14 protein-coding genes are annotated in these 20,971 nt (G+C 50.2%); 4 read left to right on the forward strand and 10 right to left on the reverse strand.

Translation table 11 applies throughout. The features are described from left to right. Positions 1 to 78: 78 nt before the first annotated feature. The 4 genes from IF654_RS08175 to minC all read right to left on the reverse strand — a co-directional run bounded on the left by IF654_RS08175 (position 79) and on the right by minC (position 2,814). Positions 79 to 714 carry an RluA family pseudouridine synthase gene (locus IF654_RS08175; RefSeq protein WP_047274219.1) on the reverse strand — a complete coding sequence of 212 codons (636 nt, stop codon included), beginning with the start codon at positions 712 to 714 and terminating at the stop codon, positions 79 to 81. Positions 715 to 804: 90 nt separating this feature from the next. Further along, complete coding sequence (gene minE, locus IF654_RS08180; RefSeq protein WP_003175252.1) at positions 805 to 1,059, reverse strand: cell division topological specificity factor MinE; 255 nt, start codon at positions 1,057 to 1,059, stop codon at positions 805 to 807. A gap of 3 nt (positions 1,060 to 1,062) precedes the next feature. Further along, a complete protein-coding gene (gene minD, locus IF654_RS08185; RefSeq protein WP_047274223.1) occupies positions 1,063 to 1,875 on the reverse strand; it encodes a septum site-determining protein MinD in 813 nt (270 codons plus the stop codon). Positions 1,876 to 2,076: 201 nt separating this feature from the next. Next, complete coding sequence (minC, locus tag IF654_RS08190) at positions 2,077 to 2,814, reverse strand: septum site-determining protein MinC (protein WP_047274226.1); 738 nt, start codon at positions 2,812 to 2,814, stop codon at positions 2,077 to 2,079. A gap of 120 nt (positions 2,815 to 2,934) precedes the next feature. Between minC and IF654_RS08195 the strand changes: the two genes are divergently transcribed. Continuing rightward, positions 2,935 to 3,867, forward strand: a complete 933-nt coding sequence (locus tag IF654_RS08195) for a lipid A biosynthesis lauroyl acyltransferase (RefSeq protein WP_047274228.1) — start codon at positions 2,935 to 2,937, stop codon at positions 3,865 to 3,867. A gap of 68 nt (positions 3,868 to 3,935) precedes the next feature. Here IF654_RS08195 and IF654_RS23250 read toward each other — a convergent pair whose 3' ends face one another. Further along, positions 3,936 to 4,223 carry a DUF6124 family protein gene (locus IF654_RS23250; protein WP_371057953.1) on the reverse strand — a complete coding sequence of 96 codons (288 nt, stop codon included), beginning with the start codon at positions 4,221 to 4,223 and terminating at the stop codon, positions 3,936 to 3,938. A gap of 192 nt (positions 4,224 to 4,415) precedes the next feature. Between IF654_RS23250 and IF654_RS08205 the strand changes: the two genes are divergently transcribed. From IF654_RS08205 to IF654_RS08215, 3 genes are all read left to right on the forward strand, one after another. Further along, positions 4,416 to 6,386: a hypothetical protein gene (locus tag IF654_RS08205; RefSeq protein ID WP_047274230.1), complete on the forward strand. Its 1,971-nt coding sequence runs from the start codon at positions 4,416 to 4,418 to the stop codon at positions 6,384 to 6,386. A 169-nt stretch (positions 6,387 to 6,555) separates the two neighbouring features. Then, positions 6,556 to 8,763, forward strand: coding sequence for an autotransporter outer membrane beta-barrel domain-containing protein (locus IF654_RS08210; protein WP_418889550.1), 2,208 nt, complete (start codon positions 6,556 to 6,558; stop codon positions 8,761 to 8,763). Positions 8,764 to 8,949: 186 nt separating this feature from the next. Further along, on the forward strand, positions 8,950 to 10,467 hold the full coding sequence (locus IF654_RS08215; protein WP_194862602.1) for a hypothetical protein: 1,518 nt from the start codon (positions 8,950 to 8,952) through the stop codon (positions 10,465 to 10,467). A gap of 44 nt (positions 10,468 to 10,511) precedes the next feature. Here the strand turns inward: IF654_RS08215 and IF654_RS08220 are convergent, their stop codons facing one another. The 5 genes from IF654_RS08220 to IF654_RS08240 form a co-directional block, all read right to left on the reverse strand. Beyond that, on the reverse strand, positions 10,512 to 11,567 hold the full coding sequence (locus IF654_RS08220; protein ID WP_157774093.1) for a fimbrial protein: 1,056 nt from the start codon (positions 11,565 to 11,567) through the stop codon (positions 10,512 to 10,514). 92 nt (positions 11,568 to 11,659) lie between these two features. Further along, on the reverse strand, positions 11,660 to 14,158 hold the full coding sequence (locus IF654_RS08225; protein ID WP_194862601.1) for a fimbria/pilus outer membrane usher protein: 2,499 nt from the start codon (positions 14,156 to 14,158) through the stop codon (positions 11,660 to 11,662). 35 nt (positions 14,159 to 14,193) lie between these two features. Beyond that, positions 14,194 to 14,949: a fimbrial biogenesis chaperone gene (locus IF654_RS08230; RefSeq protein ID WP_080960318.1), complete on the reverse strand. Its 756-nt coding sequence runs from the start codon at positions 14,947 to 14,949 to the stop codon at positions 14,194 to 14,196. 77 nt (positions 14,950 to 15,026) lie between these two features. Beyond that, complete coding sequence (locus IF654_RS08235) at positions 15,027 to 15,575, reverse strand: fimbrial protein (RefSeq protein WP_047274234.1); 549 nt, start codon at positions 15,573 to 15,575, stop codon at positions 15,027 to 15,029. Between the two features lie 244 nt (positions 15,576 to 15,819). Then, the gene (locus IF654_RS08240) at positions 15,820 to 20,862 is read right to left on the reverse strand and encodes an RHS repeat domain-containing protein (protein ID WP_194862600.1); all 5,043 of its coding nucleotides are present in this window, start codon (positions 20,860 to 20,862) and stop codon (positions 15,820 to 15,822) included. Positions 20,863 to 20,971 lie beyond the last annotated feature (109 nt).

The following is a 20,971-nucleotide window of genomic DNA, read 5'->3' on the forward strand; positions in this document are numbered from 1 at the left end:
CAAAAATTGACCCCGATTGAACCTCAATCCCGCAGCCGCCGCCTGTGTTGCCCGGCAGCGACCACGCAGGGGCGGGAGTCAGAACGGTGCCGGGCACTCGAAGCGCAAGCGCTCACCGGTTTGCGGGTGAGTGAAGCTCAGCATGCTGGCGTGCAGGCACAGGCGTGGGTATGCCGCCAGCGCCTGTTCATGGGCGTACAGGCCGTCGCCCAGCAGCGGGTGGCCGATGGACAGCATGTGTACCCGCAGTTGATGCGAGCGGCCGGTGATCGGCGTCAGTTCCACGCGGCAGTAATCTCCACAGCGCTCCAGGACTTTCCAGAACGTCAGGGCATTTTTGCCAAACTCGTGATCCACCACGTGCCGGGGTTTGGTCGGCGGGTCGTAGCGCAGCGGCAGATCAATGGTGCCGCTGTCGAGCGCCGGTTGGCCCCACGCCAGTGCGGTGTAGGCTTTTTCGGTTTCACGGTCATGAAACTGGCGAGACAGTTCGCGGTGGGTGTCAGCATCCCGCGCCAGCAAAATGATCCCGGACGTTTCCCAATCAAGGCGGTGTACGATCCGCGCTTCGGGGTAGCCGTTTTCTTGCAGGCGGGTAATCAGGCAATCCTTGTTGTCTTCTGCGCGGCCGGGCACGGACAGCAGCAACGTCGGTTTGTTGACCACAAGAACGCCAGCGTCCTCGTGGATGATGTGGATGTTGGACAACGGCATTAAAACAGCCTCTTGAGAAACGCCAACGGCGACGTGGGAACCGTCTCCGTAAAGAAGGTGCCCAGGTCGCCGTGGTGTCGGCCGGATCGGTTAACGATCTGGCAGGGTGATGTTGAGTTCCAGAATCGAGCAGCTGCCGTCGTTTTCCAGCGCGACATGCACGTCATCGTTGCCGATATTGACGTATTTGCGAATCACTTCTACCAGCTCTTTCTGCAAGGCGGGCAGGTAATCCGGCGTGCTCCGTTGGCCGCGTTCGTGCGCCACGATGATCTGTAGACGCTCTTTCGCGACCGACGCGGTGCTTGGCTTTTTGTTGGCGCGAAAGAAGTCGAGAAATTTCATTGTTTAGTTGCCTCCAAAGATACGCTCGAAGAATCCCTTCTTCTTGACATCGAGGAATCGATGTTCCACGGACTTGCCCAGCAAGCGATCGACGGCATCGCTGTAGGCCTGGCCAGCGTCGCTCTGGTCGTCAAGAATGACCGGCACACCTTGGTTGGAAGCCTTCAAAACAGCCTGGGACTCCGGAATCACGCCCAGCAGGGTCACGGCGAGGATTTCCTTGACGTCTTCAACGCCGAGCATTTCTCCGCTGCTGACGCGCTCCGGGTTGTAACGGGTGAGCAGCAAGTGCTCCTTGATCGGGTCCTGGCCTTCTTCAGCACGCTTGGACTTGCTGGCCAGCAGGCCGAGCATGCGGTCCGAGTCACGTACCGAGGAAACTTCAGGGTTGGTCACGACAATCGCTTCGTCAGCGAAGTACATGGCCAGGTGCGCACCGGTTTCGATACCGGCCGGGGAATCGCACACCACGTATTCGAAGGTTTGTTTAAGTTCCATCAGAACTTTTTCGACGCCTTCTTTGGTCAGTGCGTCCTTGTCACGGGTCTGGCTGGCGGCCAGCACGTACAGGTTTTCCAGGCGCTTGTCTTTGATCAGGGCCTGTTGCAGGTTGGCTTCGCCGTTGACCACGTTCACGAAGTCATACACCACGCGGCGCTCGCAGCCCATGATCAAGTCCAGGTTACGCAGGCCGACGTCGAAGTCGACGATCACTGTTTTATGGCCGCGCAGTGCGAGGCCGGTACCGATAGCGGCGCTGGTGGTGGTCTTACCCACACCACCCTTGCCGGATGTAACCACGAGAATCTTGGCCAAGGTGTTTCACCCCTAAGGAAAAAGGACTTTTTAGCCCCTGAATAACATCTCTATTAACGACGGCAGGTGAACAGTCCTGGCGGATGATCGTTCAGGTCGGCGTTTACAAGCCGTAAGCGCTGGCTGATTGGTGATTTCCTACAAGGTTTAAACTGTTTTCTCTACGCTTTTGAGATGGTTGGAAAATGGCGAGAGTATCCGTTAAAGACGGGTGATGTTCAACATGTCACTTGACAGACTGATTTGAACCCCTGCACCCCACAATGGATCACGGCGCAGGTCTTCCGACACTTTGTACTTGCCGGCAATCGACACCAGCTCGGCGCTCAACTGCTGGCAGAAAATGCGCGCCTTGGTGTTGCCTTTATGCCCGGCCAGTGCTCGACCGCGCATTGGCCCGTACACATGGATGTTGCCATCGGCCATAAGTTCCGCACCGGGGCTGACCGCCGCCATGACCACCAGGTCGCCCCCTTCGGCATACACCGTCTGGCCGCCGCGTACGGGGCTGGTGATGATGCGGGTCGGCTTGACCACAGGCTCGGGCGGTTTTTCGGGTTTTTTCTTCACCTCGGCTTCGACCGGTTCAATCGGCCGCTCACGGGCGCCGGACGGTGGCAGCACAGGCAGGTCGATGGCAATCGCGGCGGCAATATCTTCTATGCGGCTGGCGCGAATGGCCAGTGTGCGCAGGCCATGTTGACGGCAGACACGCATCAGGCCTGGCAAATCAATCGCACCTTCACCGGCGGGCATTTTGTCCAGCGCCAGGACGAGCGGGGTATTACTGAAAAAATTCGGGGCTTGGGCCACTTTGGCTGCCAGTTGGCGATCCAGGGCTTCAAGGTTGTTTTTGGCCAGTTCCAGCACCGTGATGGCGAGCATACTGCCCTTAAGCTGGAACACAGGGGCTTGGTCTAGCGATTCGGTTTGGCTCATGGTCGGCTTAATGCGGCTTGTCACTTAAAGTGCTGAGACTTATAACGAGATCGCCCGCGAGCCGCAAGCGGGGTCGAACGATGTAGAATGCCCGGCCCTTGTGTCTGTCCGGAATCATTAATGGATCGCCCGCGTTTTCGTGCTGCTTTTTTTCACCCGCGTTTTTGGCTGCTGTGGCTTGGCCTTGGCCTGCTGTGGCTGGTGGTGCAGCTGCCTTATAAAGTGCAATTGGGGTTGGGGCGTGTGTTGGGCGCGCTGATGTACCGGGTCGCCGGTGATCGTCGGCGCATTGCCGCGCGCAACCTGCAATTGTGTTTCCCCGAAAAGTGCGCCGCCGAGCGCAAGCACTTGCTCAAGCAGAACTTTGCGTCCACCGGTATCGCATTTTTTGAAATGGCCATGAGCTGGTGGTGGCCCAAGCCGCGCCTGGCCCGGCTGGCCCATGTAGAAGGGCTGGAGCACCTCAAGCAGGCGCAGTTGGAAGGCAAAGGGGTGATCCTCATGGCGTTCCACTTCACCACGCTTGAAATCGGCGCGGCCCTGCTCGGGCAAAAACACACCATCGATGGCATGTACCGCGAGCATGGGAACGCGCTGTTCGATTTTATTCAGCGACGGGGCCGCGAGCGCCACAACCTGGATTCGCTGGCCGTGGAACGTGATGACGTGCGCGGCATGCTCAAGCTGCTGCGCTCGGGGCGTGCGATTTGGTATGCGCCGGATCAGGACTACGGCGCCAAGCAGAGTATTTTTGTGCCCTTGTTTGGCATTCAGGCGGCCACCGTGACCGCCACCAGCAAGTTTGCCAAGCTGGGCAAAGCGCACGTTGTGCCCTTTACTCAACAACGACTGGCGGATGGCAGTGGCTACAAGTTGGTGATTCATCCGCCTTTGAAGGATTTCCCCGGAGAAAGCGATGAGGCCGATTGCCTGCGCATCAATCAGTGGGTCGAGCGGGCCATTCGTGAATGCCCCGAGCAATACCTGTGGGCCCACCGCCGTTTCAAGACCCGTCCGCCCGGTGAGCCTAAGTTGTACCAAAAGCGTAAGTAAGAAACCTACGGTGAGCGAGCTTGTTGATATTGGGGCGCGCGCCTGCTTGTACCCAGGCGCGTGCAGCGTCAGTTCGTTGTTAAACCGTCCAGCGATTTATCGACATAGGCTTTGGCCAGCTCCACCACATGCCCTATCGACATCACCAAGTCGCGTGTGGCGCCGGGCATGCCATTGCCCACTTCATTCGCCGAAGCGCCCGCGCAGCGCAACAAGTCTGACGCTTGGGCCAACGCCGCTTCTAAATTGACACTGCCGGGGATCTTGGAGGGGGGAGTGCGGTGGGTGGTCTGATGGAAAAAATGGGTATACCTGTCATTTCTGACAGTATTCAGCCGCCATAAAAAGGCGTTCAATACTTTTAAGCGTTTAGAAATACTCAGGCACTTATGGATGAAAATATTCTTTCAATAGAGTCATGCCTGATGAGTTTGTATTTATGCTTCGGACTTTAACACGTGCTTTACCTGTTTATCCAAGGCAAAAACTAAGTTGCTATCAGGGGGGCTGAGGTACTGGTACTTTCTCTATGAATTGAGGGTTGAACGATGAATATGCTTGAGAGGAAATTGGCTGCTCGAAATGCGCGTAAGGCTTTTTTAAAACGTCGTGCTGAGTTAAGGCGTGTTAATGAACTTGCTAAGCCTACTGTGCAAGGTGTTTTGCCGGGTGAACCGCAGGGGCTCATGCCTAAAGCGCTTTTAAAAGAGCCTCTCAAGGTTGGGATTCCGCATTGGGCGGGTCTTCCTGAGGATCCCAATTTTCCGGTAGGAGACGAGTTAACTCTGCAATGGCGGCTGCAAAACAGTGACGACAACGATACTTCGTATACAGACCTTCTAAAAACAGAGATAAAAGGAGCGCACCCGGATCCTATCCCTCTAGAGATACCGGTTGAGTTTTTTGAAAATGTGCATGGTGCTTTCTATTTTCGATACAAAGTTTTCGGTAATGGCGTACAACAAAGGTCGGAAGCAACGCCCATAGTGCTCGATATTCTTCCGCCCTATGGCAATGCCTATCCCGCAGACTTGGTCCTCCCGACTGGCCCTATCACGGATGCAAACAGTGATGCCGTGGTAGCCACTATTCCTTCGTATCAGGATCAAGCGGATGGCGATAAAATTGGCGTGTTTTGGGTGAAAGGTGATGTGCCCGAAGATATATCGGGTTTGACGCCGATCGGTGGCTATCAAGATATTCCGACAAATCGACAGTTCACCATTCCCCAATCAACTATCGTTGACGCGGGTGATGGTGACTATTACGCGTGTTATATCTTGGTCGATAAAGCTGGTAATGACAGTCGCATTGGCAAGTCCGTGAAAATGCCAGTAGCGCTTGGGCCTTGGCCTGTGGCTCCGTTCCCGGCGCTGACGGTGCGCCATGCCGATGATGGTTCAGATAATATAATTGACCGTGATGATGCGTTTTTGGGTGTTTATGTTGATATCAAGACGGAGGTACTCAACTGGAAGATTGGCGATGCTATTACGGTCACGTGGGGAAGTGAAAAACTGGTTCCCCCTTATCCAATTAATCAGTTTCCAGTTAATGTTCCTGTGCCGTGGGCTGTTTTGAAAGCGGCCTATGATTTCACGACGTCTGGTTCTCAAGCCACCACTGTTAAGTACGATTATTATCGGGGCTCGATACTCTTGGGTTCTGCCGATGTAACGATTCAGGTTGATTTGTCCAAGGTGGGTCCTGAAAACCCGGATGAGCCTAATCCAGTAAACCCAGCACTCGGCGTAGTGACCGTAAACAGTTATACGGGTGAAATCGATAAAATAGTGGATGCTGATGCTAACCAACCTGCCACGATAAAACTGTCCCCTTATGTGGGGATTGCCACCGACCAGTTAATCGAATTTTTTTGGGGAGGTAAATCCATCGGAACCCATACAGTCACTACAGAGGCTCCTGGCGATCCTGACATAGAGCTCACTGTTAATTGGGCCGATATTGACGCGGCGGGCAACGGCGACATTGATGCGTGGTTTACCGTCTCTCATAAAGATTTTATTAATGAAGAAAAATCAAAGCCCAAGCCAGTAAAGGTAACGGGGGTCCCTATTGTGCTGGAGGCGCCTCAATTCCCTAAAATTGATCCTAATTATAACTGGCTGAATTGTCCCTCATTAGAGTTGACCGATGATAACACCTATGGGGTTCGTGTGCATATACCAGCGTCTAGGTATTTGAATGCGGGCAGAAAAATAAAACTGAAATGGACCAGTTATATTGATGACAACACCGTAGATCCAATACCGGGTGGCCCACTTGAAAGTGGCGAGCTTACGGTGACTGAGGAGCAAGAAAAAGAGGGTTTTGACTGGTGGGTCAGACCTTATGAAACCTATTTTCTACCTATTTACAATGCTGATGGTAATCCTTATGGCAGTGGCAAGCTTGAGTACACCCTGCTTATTGATGGTGTAGAACAACCTGGAGAGGCGACTGTGAAAATCGGGATGTATAGCCCCGGTGGGCCGTGCACTATTCCCCCCAATCCATAGATTTTCAAATGCCCCATTTGTCGGGACTATCCTTACAGAAGCGTAGGGATAGTCCTACATTAAGGCTTAGACAAGGTGCGTAACATGCGTTGGCTTTGTATGAATGTGCCGAGAGAAGCCTAAGGTGATTCTTTGCATAAAACCCGCACCAGTTATTAGGTTGATGACTATGCCCTATCTACACTCTCCGCTTTCTCAAAGTATATTTCTTGTTGTAATGGGCTCTAGTCTGTTGGTCAGTGAGCGCTCGTATGCTGAAACGGTGGTTATCGGGTATGAAGATGCCATTATTGATGCTTCAAGTAGTCCGCTGGATAAATATAAAGTGTTCAATGGCTGGACGCTGACTGCCAATAATGCGACTTCACGCAATATTGAGGTGACCACGTCAAATTTGGTATTAAACGGGTCAACCGTAAACGGTGACGGTACCGAGCCCGGCGTGAGTCTTTATGGCAGCACGGCGACCATCACGGGCAGTACGATTAACAGTAATGAGATCGGTCTTAGGGTCGCTGCGGATACAGGAGTAGGGTCTGCTGTACAGGTATTCAGTAGCACCATCACAGGTATGACTCGCGGCGCAACTGTCTCTCAATTGAGCCGGCTGGAGATGACCGACACCACGTTGTTGGCCAACGGGGCCGATGGCATCGGACTTGAGGTGTTCAATGGTACGGCCTCAGCGGTAAGAGGCACGATTGTTGGGGGGCTGAACGGCATACAAGTCTTTGATTACTTTAACCCCGAAGATACGCTTATTAACCTGGACAGCACAACAGTGGTCGGGCGTACCGGGTCAGCCATCGTTGTAGAAAACTACGATTCAGGCGCTACTCACACTCAAATCAATGTGATGAATGGCGCCACACTCTCCGGTGGTAACGGTCACTTAATGGAGGTTAATGGCACGTCCACGGCTACCTTGCGAGTCAGTGACAGCAATACCCACCTTGCGGGAGATGTGATTGCCGCATCCGGCGCTACTGCCAACGTGATCCTTGATAATCAAGCTACCTTAACCGGGCGCCTCGAAAATCTCACGAGTCTGGCAATCAATAGCCAAGCTCAGTGGGTGATGGTTGAAGACGGTACAGTGTCCGACTTATCCATGAATGGCGGTTCGATTAAGTTTGGTGAGCCTACTTCTTACTTCACGCTGTCGGTGGGTAACCTGAGTGGGACTGGCGGCACTTTCTTTATGGCTTCAGATTTTTCAACAGGCCAGACCGATCAACTTGACGTGACTGGCACCGCGACCGGGAATCACCAATTAGTAGTGGCCAGTTCCGGTGCTGATCCGATTAATGCAGACAAGCTTTATCTAGTGCACACCGCAGCAGGGGATGCAAAATTTTCGCTGCTGAATGATCGGATTGACCTTGGGGCTTATTCCTATCAGTTAGCTAGCACTGAAACTGGAGGCGCAACCGATTGGTATTTGAACCCGGAAAGTAAGACCATCAGCCCCGGCACTCAGTCGGCCATGGCATTGTTTAACACGGCACCGACTATCTGGTACGGAGAGTTGACAACACTGCGTTCACGCATGGGTGAGTTGCGCGTCGGTACGGGTCAGTCCGGTGCGTGGGTTAGAGCCTATGGTAATAAGTACGTGGTGTCCGCTTCTACCGGTGCGGGCTATAAGCAAAACCAGCAAGGGTTAACGTTCGGTGCGGATGCACCGTTGCCTATCGGTGATGGGCAGTGGCTGGCGGGTTTGATGGCCGGTTATAGCCGGTCTGATCTTGACCTTGATCGCGGTACTTCCGGTACCGTAAACAGTTACTACGCGGGCGCCTACACCACGTGGCTTGATGCGCAAACAGGTTATTACTTTGATGGTGTCGTGAAGGTTAACCGCTTTCAGAATAAATCAGATGTGAACTTGAGTGATAACACAAGCACAAAAGGCAGTTATAACAATTATGGTGTCGGTGCCTCTGCAGAGTTTGGGCGGCATATAACGTTAAAGGACGGGTATTTTGTTGAGCCCTATGCCCAAGTATCGAGCGTAGTGATTCAAGGTAAAAATTATGACCTTGATAATGGACTGCGTGCCGAAGGTGATCGCACGCGTTCATTGTTGGGCGAACTTGGCTCTACGGTTGGTCGTAATATTGAGTTGGCGAGCGGCCAGCTCGTACAACCTTACCTGCGTGCAGCGTACGTGCATGAGTTCTCTAAAAACAACGAAGTTAAAGTGAACGACAATGTGTTTAACAACGATTTGTCAGGTTCGCGGGGTGAGTTTGGCGCAGGTGTGACGATGACCCTGACTCAGAAAGTTAAGGCATATGCTGACCTGGAATACAGCAAGGGCGATGGCATTGAGCAACCGTTGGGTGGTTCTGTAGGGGTTCATTACAGCTGGTGAGTATGAAGTGTGCGTTAAGTAAGGTAATAGTCTATCGCTAAAAAGGTAGGGGGCTAGTAGTTCTGATAGTAACAAGCCGATCAAAAACCTGCTAAATATACTTGGCGTGCTGTACGAGCAAAGTGACTTTTCACTTTGCTCGTCAGATCAAGGTTCAATTAAATTGAAATTTAGTGAGTGACGGCAATGACTGATTCTGACGGAAAAAAAAATGTGAACGTAATTAACGGCTCAGTGGATGCCCCCACGGTAGGGTCAAAACACATTGAGTTGGAGGTACCCCATATACTGGGAACTTTGCCGGGAGCCCCCGAAGGTTTACTACCCGCCTCAGCACTGGAGCAACCGTTATCCGTGGAGGTGCCTGCATGGGATAACCTCCCGCCAGAAAATGCCATTGATAAACTTTCATTTCAATGGCGTAGACAGAATACTTCAAACGCGTTTAATACGCTGCAAGCGTATGAAATTAAAGGGCCGCTTGACGATACAGATTTTCCTTTGTTACTCACTATAGATGCGGGGAAATTAGACTACGAAGAAGGGCCGTTTGACTTTAGGTATCTTGTAATTGGACATAATGGAGGCGCTGAAAATGACTCAAAAATTACCCCCTTGGTCATTGATCGCAGCCCTCCCTATAAACACGCACCGCCCGGTGCATTGATATTGCCTACCACGCAAATTACAATTCCATTCTTCGAAGCCCACGGTGATGAATTTGTCTGTGTGATACCGGATTATGCGGATCGCCAAGAGGGCGATGAAGTGGATTATTATTGGAAAACAAGTGCAGGCAGTCAACACATTAATCGAATTCCAGTCCCGGCGGATCTAAAAATAGTTTACACCCGTGTGCAGATTGAAGCTGCACAGAACGGTGAGTGTTATGCCGAATATAAACTGTACGATAAAGCAGGCAATAGTAGTCCGATCAGTGAGTCTGTACCGATTGAAGTAGACATGACGCCGCGTTCTCTTAACTTCGTAAAAGTTACAGGCGCCAGCGGCTCCGCTGAGTATGGGAAATTGAATATCGACTTTGCAGGAGACGGTGTCGTTGTTAAACTCCCCGCCGATGCTGATATTTATGAGGGTGAGAAGGTTCGTTTGCAATGGGCTGATCCACTGGCATTTAATTCACTATGCCTCAGTGACGCAGATCCGATAGACCCTTTACAGTTTAAGGTGTCTAAAGATTATATTGCAGCCCATATGGTCAGCAGTTTGGCAGATGGGGCAGGCTATATCCCTGTGTATTACGAGGTGCTTGATAGCTCAGGCATGACAGTGCTGGCGACGTCAAAAGTTTATAACTTGGCTATTTCTGATGTGCTTGCGGCCAATTATCCTACTCTGCAGTGCGAAAGTGTCAAAGGTCATGAATTAAGTTTGGCAAATGTACCGCAAAGTGGTGCTTTTGTATTTGTCAGCTATTGGCCTTTTATGGCAGATGATCAGTTTTTGTCTTTTAGTTTGGTAGGGTTAGGTGTGGATGGTAAAAACCTGACGATTGAGTATTTTACCGAGCACGCTGTCACGGAAGAGGAAGTGACCGAAGAAAAAGTATCAACGGTCGTGGCAAAGGCAGATCTCGAAAAATTTAAAGTGGGTACTCAGATTAATTTTGAGGGGCGGGTGAGTTTTAATAACAAAGGCTATTGGTACAACTTCAGGCGTGAATGGGCGCTACTGAAGGACTAGCAGGGTAACCCCGCCCTTAAGTTGTGGGTCAGGGCGGGGTTAATTCATTGATACGTCAAGGTAAAATTCAGAGCACCTTCTACTGAGCCTGGCTCAACGTTAACGGTGGGGTGGGTTTGATAGAGGCGCGCCTTAAAGTGCATAGCCATATTGCCCGGGACTATCGAAACAATTGGAACATCGACCCCTAGCGGGACAGGGGTTAGACCATCCTCTTTTAGCATTTGAATGCCCACGCCTTTTGCTGTCGCATTGGTCGCCAAGGTGAAAATACCGTTGACTGGGTCAAACGGTACAGAGCCTTTAGCGCCCTCTAGGCGAATATGAGCCATGGCAATAGATTCCCCCGATGGATCGGTTTCGCACGAAACCATATTGATGTGAAAATCTACGGCGTCTGTCGTATCACCCTCTTGGGTGAAGTGTTTACTGTCCCAGTCACCCAGTTGCACCGGATCTGCACTGACCGGGTTACTTGACAAACTGCATTGAGATTGAACAACAGTGCCGTCCAGGCCGTAGTTAAAGGCTTTGCCTATACCTGTGAAATGACCACTAAAGAGAGGGCTGCCATTCAATATATGCACGCCGGGGGCAATGGGACCAATTTTTATCAAGGTTAGCGTATGCCTTAAGTTACCAAGGCTGAAATTTGCACTGCCCATCGGTTGCCGGTGCTCACTGAGCATCGGCACGTAAGGGCCATTGAGTGCGGTAAACGAATTCTCTTCATTGAACTCTTTGACCAGCGGTCTTCCCAATTTGATCAAGGCCCCCACGCCAGGAATATTGGTATGCAAAACAGTCCCCGGCTGTGGTGGGATGGGGCCAATATAAATGGGAGCAGATGCCATGGCATTGAAGTTTAAAACGGTATTCCCATCGTTCCTGCACTCTATTCTTGCTCCTTCATCGTTGGGCGTGAACAAACTCTGCTCTGAGCCAATGAGAGTACCCACAGGCGCATCTCGGGGTACATAAAGTGTGCCAAGTCTGGGGGTGAAGGTTACCGGGCCTGCCCCGACCGCCCAAAAGCATTTATTGTCTTCCTGAGCCCCTGATGCCAATGGCATTACTAACCAAGTAGAAAGGCCGATCAAGCATGCGAACCGTCGCATTAGTGTTGTCATTAAACACCCCAAAGGTACCGGGCGAGCCTATTAAAGGTCGCCACTATATTTGCGCAAGAGAGTTATCGGCAGACCAAATCCTGCGTGTAAAAACCATCAAGCTTTTGCATAGCCTCTGGTTCGATCTTCAGCTCACAATGCTGATCACTCAAAACGCCCCACCGCACTGTTAGGACTTGTGGTGTTAAGTCAGTCGACAGCAGTATTTGTCCCGCCTGGCCGATGACCCCTAACTGCTCACCGTCCGCTGTACTCACTTGGGCTGCAAAAGGCAGAGGCTGCCCATTTGGCAGCGAGCCTGTTAACAGCAGTCTGTTGATTTTTCGTGCTGTGAACACGTGTTTGACAACCGCGCCGCGCCTAGGAACAACTTGGGCAGTGCCATTTTCAATTTCGATGCTGGGGTCAATGTCGTCAGTTTGGAGCTCTAGGTGGTTAATGCGGTAGGGACGCATATAAGGTGCTATGGCAAATCCTTCATTGTTAGTCAGCGCTCCGGTCGCGTTGACGACACCCACTCCAGCGATCTGCGGAACTTGAATCAGCGCAATCGTCTCTCCCAAGTAAGGGCTGAATTCAATCCCTTGGTCATGGAGTAATACCGCGCCACTGGTGTTGATGGCTAAGCTACGGTAGTCGGTGCCATAGGTGACGCCCCCACCCAGACTCGCAAATGACGTTTGATAGTTTGTCGAAAAGGAAGTGGACGTTTGCTGAGATTCCGTTTGGCTGAATGAGGCTCGATAGCTAAGTTTATGGTCATAGGTTTTACCGCTGATACTTGAGCGCTTGCTATAGTGCTCGCCATTTTTTTGCAGATCAAAAGTGGCATTGGAGGCCAGCGCAAAGTCTAGAGGAATCGAAACACTCAGACTGATTAGCCGATCATTCTTGTACGTATCGCTCAACGCCTGAGAGGCCATCAAGCTGTAGGTAATACCTTTATGCTGGGTGTTAAAACTGAACTGAAATTGACGCTGTTTGTAGTCTGTCCCCCAATAGTCCTGATGCGAGAGTGACAAATTAACGGAGCTATTGTTCGTTAATTTTTGATAGAGCGAGGCAACAATCTGACTCCGTCGGCTACCGAAGAAACTTGAGGATTGAGAGCGCTCGCGTAACGCTTCATCAAAGTCACGATAGCCTTGGGTTGAATAGCGATAACCCGCAAAACGTAAGTCAGTACCCGTTGTGAAAGATTTGCCATATTTGATGGCATAACTCATCCCTCGCAGGCTGTGTTCATTGGTTGTGTTGATCTGAGCATTGGAGCGCGTCACATCAAATGCCAGTGCGCCAATGGCGCCTAGGTCTTTGGCTAGACCTAAAGACCCCGCTTGATAAAAGTCACTCCCCATCAGCCCGCCATACAGCGTGGTGTCCCAACCCGTACCGACAGTCAACGTGCTTTGCCAAAGCAGCGGGGAACTCAAATCATTTACGGCGTTGTAACGACCGGCGAAAGCGCTGTATCGCCAAACACCTTCGCGCAGCAGGTTGCTCAAGGTCGAGAAGGGTTGAGTAAAGCGCCGCACTTGGCCATCCTCCTCTGTCAGAATAATCTCGAGTTCTGCACTGCTACCCGCAGTGTTCAGATCGTTTATTTCATAGGGCCCGGCACTGACATAAGTTGAATAAATGGGATAACCATTTTGCCGAATTTCAAGTTTTGCACGTGTTTGAGCTACGCCTCGGATGATCGGAGCGTAACCTTGCAGCGCGTCAGGAAGCATGCCTGCATCCGAACGAATCAAAACGCCTTGTACGGGGATGCTGCGAAAAACATCGCCATCGGTAGAGGTTTCTCCCAGGGTAATGTTCGCAAAGGTGCCCGGTATGTCGCGTTGTAAAAAGGTTGAGGAGCGGACCCAATCACGTTTGTCCGACTCACCCTGTCGCAGTGCCTGTGTGCTCCGAAAACGCCACCCTTCATAATTGACACCCATGTTGAGGAGTAAATCTTCGCTAGCGGTTAGGCCGTTATAACGATTTCTGCCGCGTTGGGCAGACGCTTGATAGTTCAGGTAGGCGGCATTTATGCCCGCGTCCCAGCGCTCAGGGTCAACATAACCTACGACGTCAGCTCGAAGTGCGATTTGTGGAATAGAGATATCGATCAGCATTTTGGAACTGTCGAAGTCAACTGTTGAACCAGGTATTAAGATTGAAAGATCCAGGCAGTTCGCCTGCATAGAGATCGGATCTTCAAAGGCGTCAAGCTTCACACCACTCAAGGTCAGGAGGCTGGCAGGCAAACAGGGCTCAAGGGTTTCGTTATCGTTTGCCAGTTTGAAATCAAGGTGCTGTTGGTCTATCAAGCGTGAATTCACGTGAATCGCAACCCAATAACGCCCTGGTACCACGTCTTGCCCCTGAGACAGCGCATCAAGTGCAAGATGTCCGGCCTCTGATGTTTGGCGCATAAAGCTCGATTGAAAATATTCATGTTCTTCAGCGTGGACGTCGCGCAATGTGAATAGATTAACGCTGGCACAGATTAATGCGAACTGGCTGATAGACAGACACGCAGTGGTGCCCCTCAGACCGGATAGACAGATCATGATGAGTTCCAGACAGATTGAAGCGCAGCGATGTATTAATCGGCAGGAGTGATAGCAACCGTAAGAGGACGACTAACACCGCCATAATCATTGATGGATGAGAAGGTTACTTGCGTATCTGCTGTGGGCTTGTACTCAGAGAGTCGATACAGTTGGCGAGAAAATGGAGCCGCCATCGCAGGATTGGTTGGGAGCTCTTTTTGCCCGCTAAACCTCAGCTCAAGGCTCGCAAAAGAAATAAAGTAAGGGGACGGGTTGTGAGCTTCTAAATAGTAGTGCCCATCCATTTTTTTAACGGCCCACTGCAGTTGTTTTAAATGCGTATCCGCAGGGTTTTTTATCGACGTTGGGCGGTAAAACAATTTGATCCGGGTACGCATTGCGATATTCAGAACGCCCGTGTCCGAACTCTTGGATTGAGGGATTTCCTGAACATTAAAATAAAATACAGATTCTCGGTCTTCGGGCAGTGTATGGGGCCATTGATTGATTTGAACGTATTGTTCTTTGCCTGCGTTCAGCCGAAAGAGTGCAGGTGTGGGCATGAAGGGAACAGCTGTGGTGGTGTCATCGCGCTCGGTATTTATCCAGGTTTGAACGGCAAATGGGCGTTTACTGGGGTTGGAGATAATAACGGAAACGCTGCGCTTATGGCTCTCGTAAATAATGCGTGTGCCGTTGATGGTGAGTGCGGCATGGGTGGGTGAGCTACAGAGCAGTGCAGTACCGCTAACAGAGATGGCAAGGCAAAGGAGGCGTGAAAAAGCTGCCCGTCTGAAGAGGCCTGGCATTAGATGAATACCTATGCATAACGATAGAAAGAGGAGTAACGGGTGTGCCCTTGCAAAGCAAGGGCGCACTTTATGGATCAGTTGATAGTGACCAGGAAGTTAACATCGGCATCAGCAGGGCCGGGCTGTACCGTGGCAGCAGTTGAAACGTAGTAAGCATCAAACTTCATATCGCTGGCCACGGTATCACTGAGCGGGTATTCAGCAGATTGAGTGCCATTGTTAACCGATTGACCGGTCCTATCCTTGATGACAATCGCGACGCCTTTAGCTGCACCAGTATAGGATTTGGTCGCATAAAAATTACCACTCGCATCTGCAGTTCCAGTGAATGTGACTGTTCCCACATTTCCAGGGATTAAATTACAACCCGCGTCAGCCGGTACGCGCAAGATAAAATCATTGCCCAGATACTCTTGACCGATTGCAGTGAACCTAGACGGAGAGACGGTGCCCATTTTTACTTCGTTGCTGGTCGCCTGGCTGTCCGGATTCACGACTTCAATAGGGCAAGTCGAACTATCGATTTTGCCAACAAAATTAATGGTGCCGGTGTTCGCAGAAACGATGTGGCTGGTCACACTCGTTAGAAGAGCCAACGTCAGAGGTATCAATTTTTTTTTCATGGAGTTCAACCTGTTAGAGATAGATGCAGCGTCCATGGAGCGAAATAGCTCACTGTTAAGTGCATCTAAAAGTGAGTATGTAGAGTGAGTCTTTTTTGCGGGCTGAATTCTGAATTGATCAGTGGGCGGAAGATATGAGAGAACTCTCATTTTTGCGGTGAGGAGTAAAGGCACTCGGGCAGTGCCCCACCCCATGCTCTGGGTGCGCTGAGGGCACCTGAGCATGGGGTTTTATTAGCCTTTATTACAAGCGGGTAGTAGAAGTTTTGTACTGACTTGTCGCACTTAGGCCAGTGGTCAAAAATGCGTAATTTGTTTTTATGGTTGGATGTATTTTTCTTGGCGATCCTGTCGTAGTCACACTGTCTCTGCGCGAGGTATTAGTAACTGTGATAGAGTCTACTTTTTGGAATAAAACTTCTTCTCCGGAGGAATAGCTGGACGCTGTCTCAGGCGCAGGCGCAGGCGCAGGCGCAGGCGCAGGCGCAGGCGCAGGCGCGCTTTGATCAAATAGTGATGAATCTATGTTATTGAAGTTATCACTCCCTCTTGGGAAATGATCATATGCACTAACATGCGGGTCATCAGGAAGAGCTATAGATCTCTTGGAGGCCGCTTTAATGCCTTTGGCACCCCCCATGAATATTCCGCCTATCAAACTTGCTGGAAGTGGTGCCCAGCCGGCCAATTCAATAATGCCTAAGCTTTTATGATCCTTGGTTATGATTGAAGTCGCTTCAGCTCCGGTCAAGGCAACATCAACAGTAAATAAAGATTTATCGAGGATATTGGTGACTGGGAATATTGAAAAAGCCAGATAGGAAACTCCATATGCTGCGGCGTAAGCAGCCATACCGATATAAGAAGATACTCCAGCACTGGCGCCTACGGCTGTAGCCGCACTAACAACACCGGTAGAAAACATGGTTGCTATAGCCGAAGCTGCAACAGCAGCAGGTGGGAAGAAGACCGTTGCGACAATGGCCATCATCAAAAGTTGAACGCCAATGATGACACCTATCCACTCCATCACTCCCCCCCCACGTGAAGGTCTCTGAGTTTTGGGACGTATGTTACGACCCGACCCGGCGTGGCCTGTTGGGTCATGCAAAGCGATTGGATTTCCCAGGCAATATACATAAGGGTTTAGGCCACCAGCACCGAACGGGCTCATGGAGTCTGGGCTATGAAATCGCATCAGGTGTGGGTTGTAAGCGCGGTACCCCTTACCCAGCAAATACCAGCCGCTGGCCTCATCCAGTACTTCACCGTTGAAGGCCATCATGCTCTGAAGCGCTTGATCGCTAGTGCGTTCTCCATAGGCGGTGTAAGTAGCGGTAAGGAGTTCGTTTTTGAAGCACTCCCCCACGACACTGTGGCTAGCATCAGTAAGTAATATCAATGTTTTAGCCTCATCCCCATTTTGTTGCTGGCCAATGGGTTGGTCATTAACCGTGAGCAGATGGGTATTGATACCTTCATGAACAGCCAAGCTCAGGCGATTACCTTCGTAGAAACGTAAGGTTTCAGACTGGTCTTTTACTTGTGTTGCAATCAAATGATTGTGTGCATCGTAACGATATCTGCCGACTATTTGCCCACTGTCTGCGGCTTCAACGCGTACTAAACGACCTAGCGTGTCATAGAACAAGTGTTGGTTTTGCTCATCATTTTGCATGTTGCCATCAGCGTCATACGTAAACGCCTGATAGGTCGGGTAACTTGCATGATCATGAGTGACGCTGAGCAGGCGGCACGCATCATCTGTTGAGTAAGTGAACAGGGCAAGATCTGATTGTCCATCGGCAAAAGTAGTCCAACAACGCTGTATATTATCGAGGGCATCAAAGCGAAATACCTGACGGGTGATTTCATGACCGTACCGATCTTTGGGTAATGCAGGCCCCTTAAAGGTGTGTTTACGCAGGCGACCCTTAGCGTCATATTCAAATTGTTCCAAGAGCTGCGAAATACCGGCGACTGTGCGTTCGCGAGTATTTAGCAGGTTATTGGGTAACCAACGCTGCGAGTAAGTGTGTGGGGCTTGAGCATTTAGCGTTTGAGTACGAAAAACCTCCCGACCCTGATCGTCATACTCGATCTCGACAAGAAGCGTTGTTTTGGCAGCCTCGTCTACAGTGGTCGTGCGCCAAAGTTGCCCCAGACGGTTGTAAGTGAAGGTGATGCTGAGCGATTTATTATCTTCGTTCTGAGACTGCTTTACAGATTCGAGCCGAGAAAATTGGTCATAGGAATATCGCTTTTCCATCCCTGTGCTATCAGTTTTAATCAACGGAAGACCATTTACAGAATAACCATACTGGCTAATTAATTCATGGCCAGAACTGTCTGAGTGCGTTTCCCGAATAAGATTTTTGCGACTGTCATATTCGTAATACGTGGCACCATCAGCATTGCTGGCTTTGGTCATCGTGGCGTTAAGTTTGTTGTATTCGAACATACACAATGGTGCAGTTTCATTCTCGAGCATGATAGTTTTAGGCAGCGTTATCAGTCGCAGATCGTAGTCATACTTTATGTAATTACCGCTGGGTTTTTTTAAGCCGCTGAGTTGATCTTGACCTTCGACATAGTCGTAATGCTCAGTCAGTGTTCCGACCGTCTTTGAGAAGAGGCGTCCAAATCCGTCGAACTGCTGTTCGGCCAGCAACTGTGTGGGCACTAAATGATTGTTAGTGCTTACAGATATCGAAGTGTGTAGGCTTTGTTGCGGATGGGGAGCATACGTGTTGGTGACCACGGTCAGATCCGGGAGGGTGGTAGACAGTAAGCGTGATCTGCTGTCGTAGCGATAGCGTGTAATACGGTCAGACTCATCTTTAGACTCAATACAACGTCCAAATCCATCATAGGCGAACGTTTTAATGGCCAACAGTTTACCGTTGGCAGCAAGGGACTCAATGCGGATAGGTTTCTCAAAAGCATTAAGCACGGTGACAGTTAAACCACTGATGAGCGTAGGTTCGGCAGCACATTGTATGTAGTGAGTTTCGGTAGGGTGTTTTACTGCTGGAGTGCCTACATCAATACCAATAGGGTCGTAACACGTTACCGCGCGCGTTCCGTCTGGTGCAGTTACAGAGTACTGCTGGCCCCAATTGTCATAGTCGTATGTGCGAGAAAATACATGCTCAATGTTTTCCAGCCAATCATAACTGGACTCTTTAATCAGATTGCCTTGGGCGTCGTAATGGGCACTGTACGTGCGGACCTCTTCGCCGGCAAAAACGCCAGCAGTCGGGTCTAGACGAGCCTCACGGACAGCACGGTTAAGTCCGTCAAAATAAGTGTGTGTCTCAACGCCGTCAACATTTAAAGTTACTTGTTTGGACTGAGAGCCTTCAACACTAAGGGTGTAAGTGTAAAATTTTGAGGCTTCTACTTCTGTACCGGGTGCAATGGTTTCCTGAGTCAGCCTGCCTAAGCTGTCGTAACGATAAGTTTGAACAATTGAGTTTTCAATGCGCTGACGTGGTTCGGCATCAAAGATGGAGAGCTTGGTGACTGAAGTCTTGCTCAGTGGTTGTTGATCCAGAACGTTGGTGCGATCTATTTGGGTTACGACTAAGAGAGTGGGATCATCGTCGAGCTCGTAGTTGTATTCTGTGGTTAAGGCAGTGGTGTCAACGATCACGGTTTTGTTATTCAAACGCCCATGCAGTAATGGGGCGCTGGGAGTATCAATATAAGTGGTTAACGTCTTCTGCAATGCAAATTGTGTGTTGTCTTTAAGTTCGAAGAGATTCTCTTCACGGACTAAGATGGAATCGCCCATCTGCTCGTAAGCCAGCGAACTCAGCGAGGTGTAAGAAAAGCAGGTTAGTAGTTTAGGTGCCGTTGAACCAAGCTGACCTACAGTCGGAGTGACTGTTTTGTCACGCAGGTATCGCACGAACCCCTCCGGATCTGGGGGGCAAAAGTAACCCTCTGAGTCTTCTCCATCGGGGCTGTAATACGTGTAATGTTCCACCTCGCCGGTTTCTTTGGTATGACTGGTTATCAAGCCTCTGTTGTTGTACGTGCTAGAAGTTGTGCAACTTCGCAGTTGATTAATATCACCGGTTAGATACCACGTTTGTTTCTTTTTAATAGGCAGTTGGCAATAGGCAACTTGCTGATGAAAAGGTTGGTTATGATTAATCGCATATTCTGAAATCACGCGATGTACGTGACCGTTCTGCGTCGTTACCTCCTGGATCAGCAGGTGATAGCGATTGAACGTGCGTTCCTGGGTGAGCACAGGGCTCTCATTGACGATTAGTGTTTGGGTGCTGTGATAGGTGTAGTCGTTTAATACCTTATACAGGTTGTCATACCCATCATCATTCCATTCAAAGCTACCCGCGCCGTAACCTAAAAAGTTCTCGCTACTGTAGGTGTAGTGGTGCTCTATTGGCGGTTGGTCAAAAAAAGGAAATACAACATGTTTGAACACCCGTGGGATAGGTTGACTGCCAGGAGCCGGGTGTGCATGTCCCTGATTGTCATAGGTGAGATGTTCCTGGCTGCCCGCGGGTGAAGTGACACTTTCGATGCACAGGCATCCAAAAACATTTTTATAAGTGAATTCCCACTTGGCGTTGTCGTCAGAAGGTAGATGAATCTGGGTGACCCAACCCTCATCGCCTGTTAATTCCAAGCTGTAATGTGCAACAGGTGTCCCCCCTTCCGCAGAAAATGGATACAACTCAATGTCTATAAAGCTGCTTCCAGACTCACGTGTCACTGACAGAACAAGTAAATCGTTCGCATCAGTGATGCTGTTGAGCAACGGGTAGCCATTAAAATCGGTATACGCCAATATAATTTTTTGCCCTTGGGCGGAGTAAAATTCTTCAGGCACTGCACTGGTGCCCTGATTGACTAATATTTCCATTTCCCCAGAGACATGCATCAGGCGATAAGTGTTGTTACCTTCATCATAAAGGTGAAACGTATCTAGCCTTTGCTCCGGGATGATTGCGCGGGCCGTTTCTGGATCCCAACCCTCTACCTTATAAGTCTCTCCGGTGTGTAATGAAATGATTTGTGTGGACGTATCGTAGTGAGTGAGGTTTAAGTTCCAACCATAGCCAAAACCACGATCAACTCTACTTATTGGATTGAATGAAAGTGTCAGTGGAAGGCTTGGACCATTTAAATAATAGGTTTTAAGTTCAGGTAACGTTACCGTAATGGTGTATTGGCCGGTGCGAGGATCAACCCCGTTTTGAAGAGCACCTAAAAAGTTGAACGCGTTTGAATGCACTGCTGTGGAAGCGACCATGGGTTAAGTTTCCTTATTTAAAAGTGTATCAATAGACGTTAACGACCTTAAAAAATGAAAAGCAATAAGCTTGTGCGATAACGATCAAACAAGACTGTAAGCTGTGCGC

Source organism: Pseudomonas lundensis, from assembly GCF_015377145.2.
Taxonomy (GTDB): Bacteria; Pseudomonadota; Gammaproteobacteria; order Pseudomonadales; family Pseudomonadaceae; genus Aquipseudomonas; species Aquipseudomonas lundensis.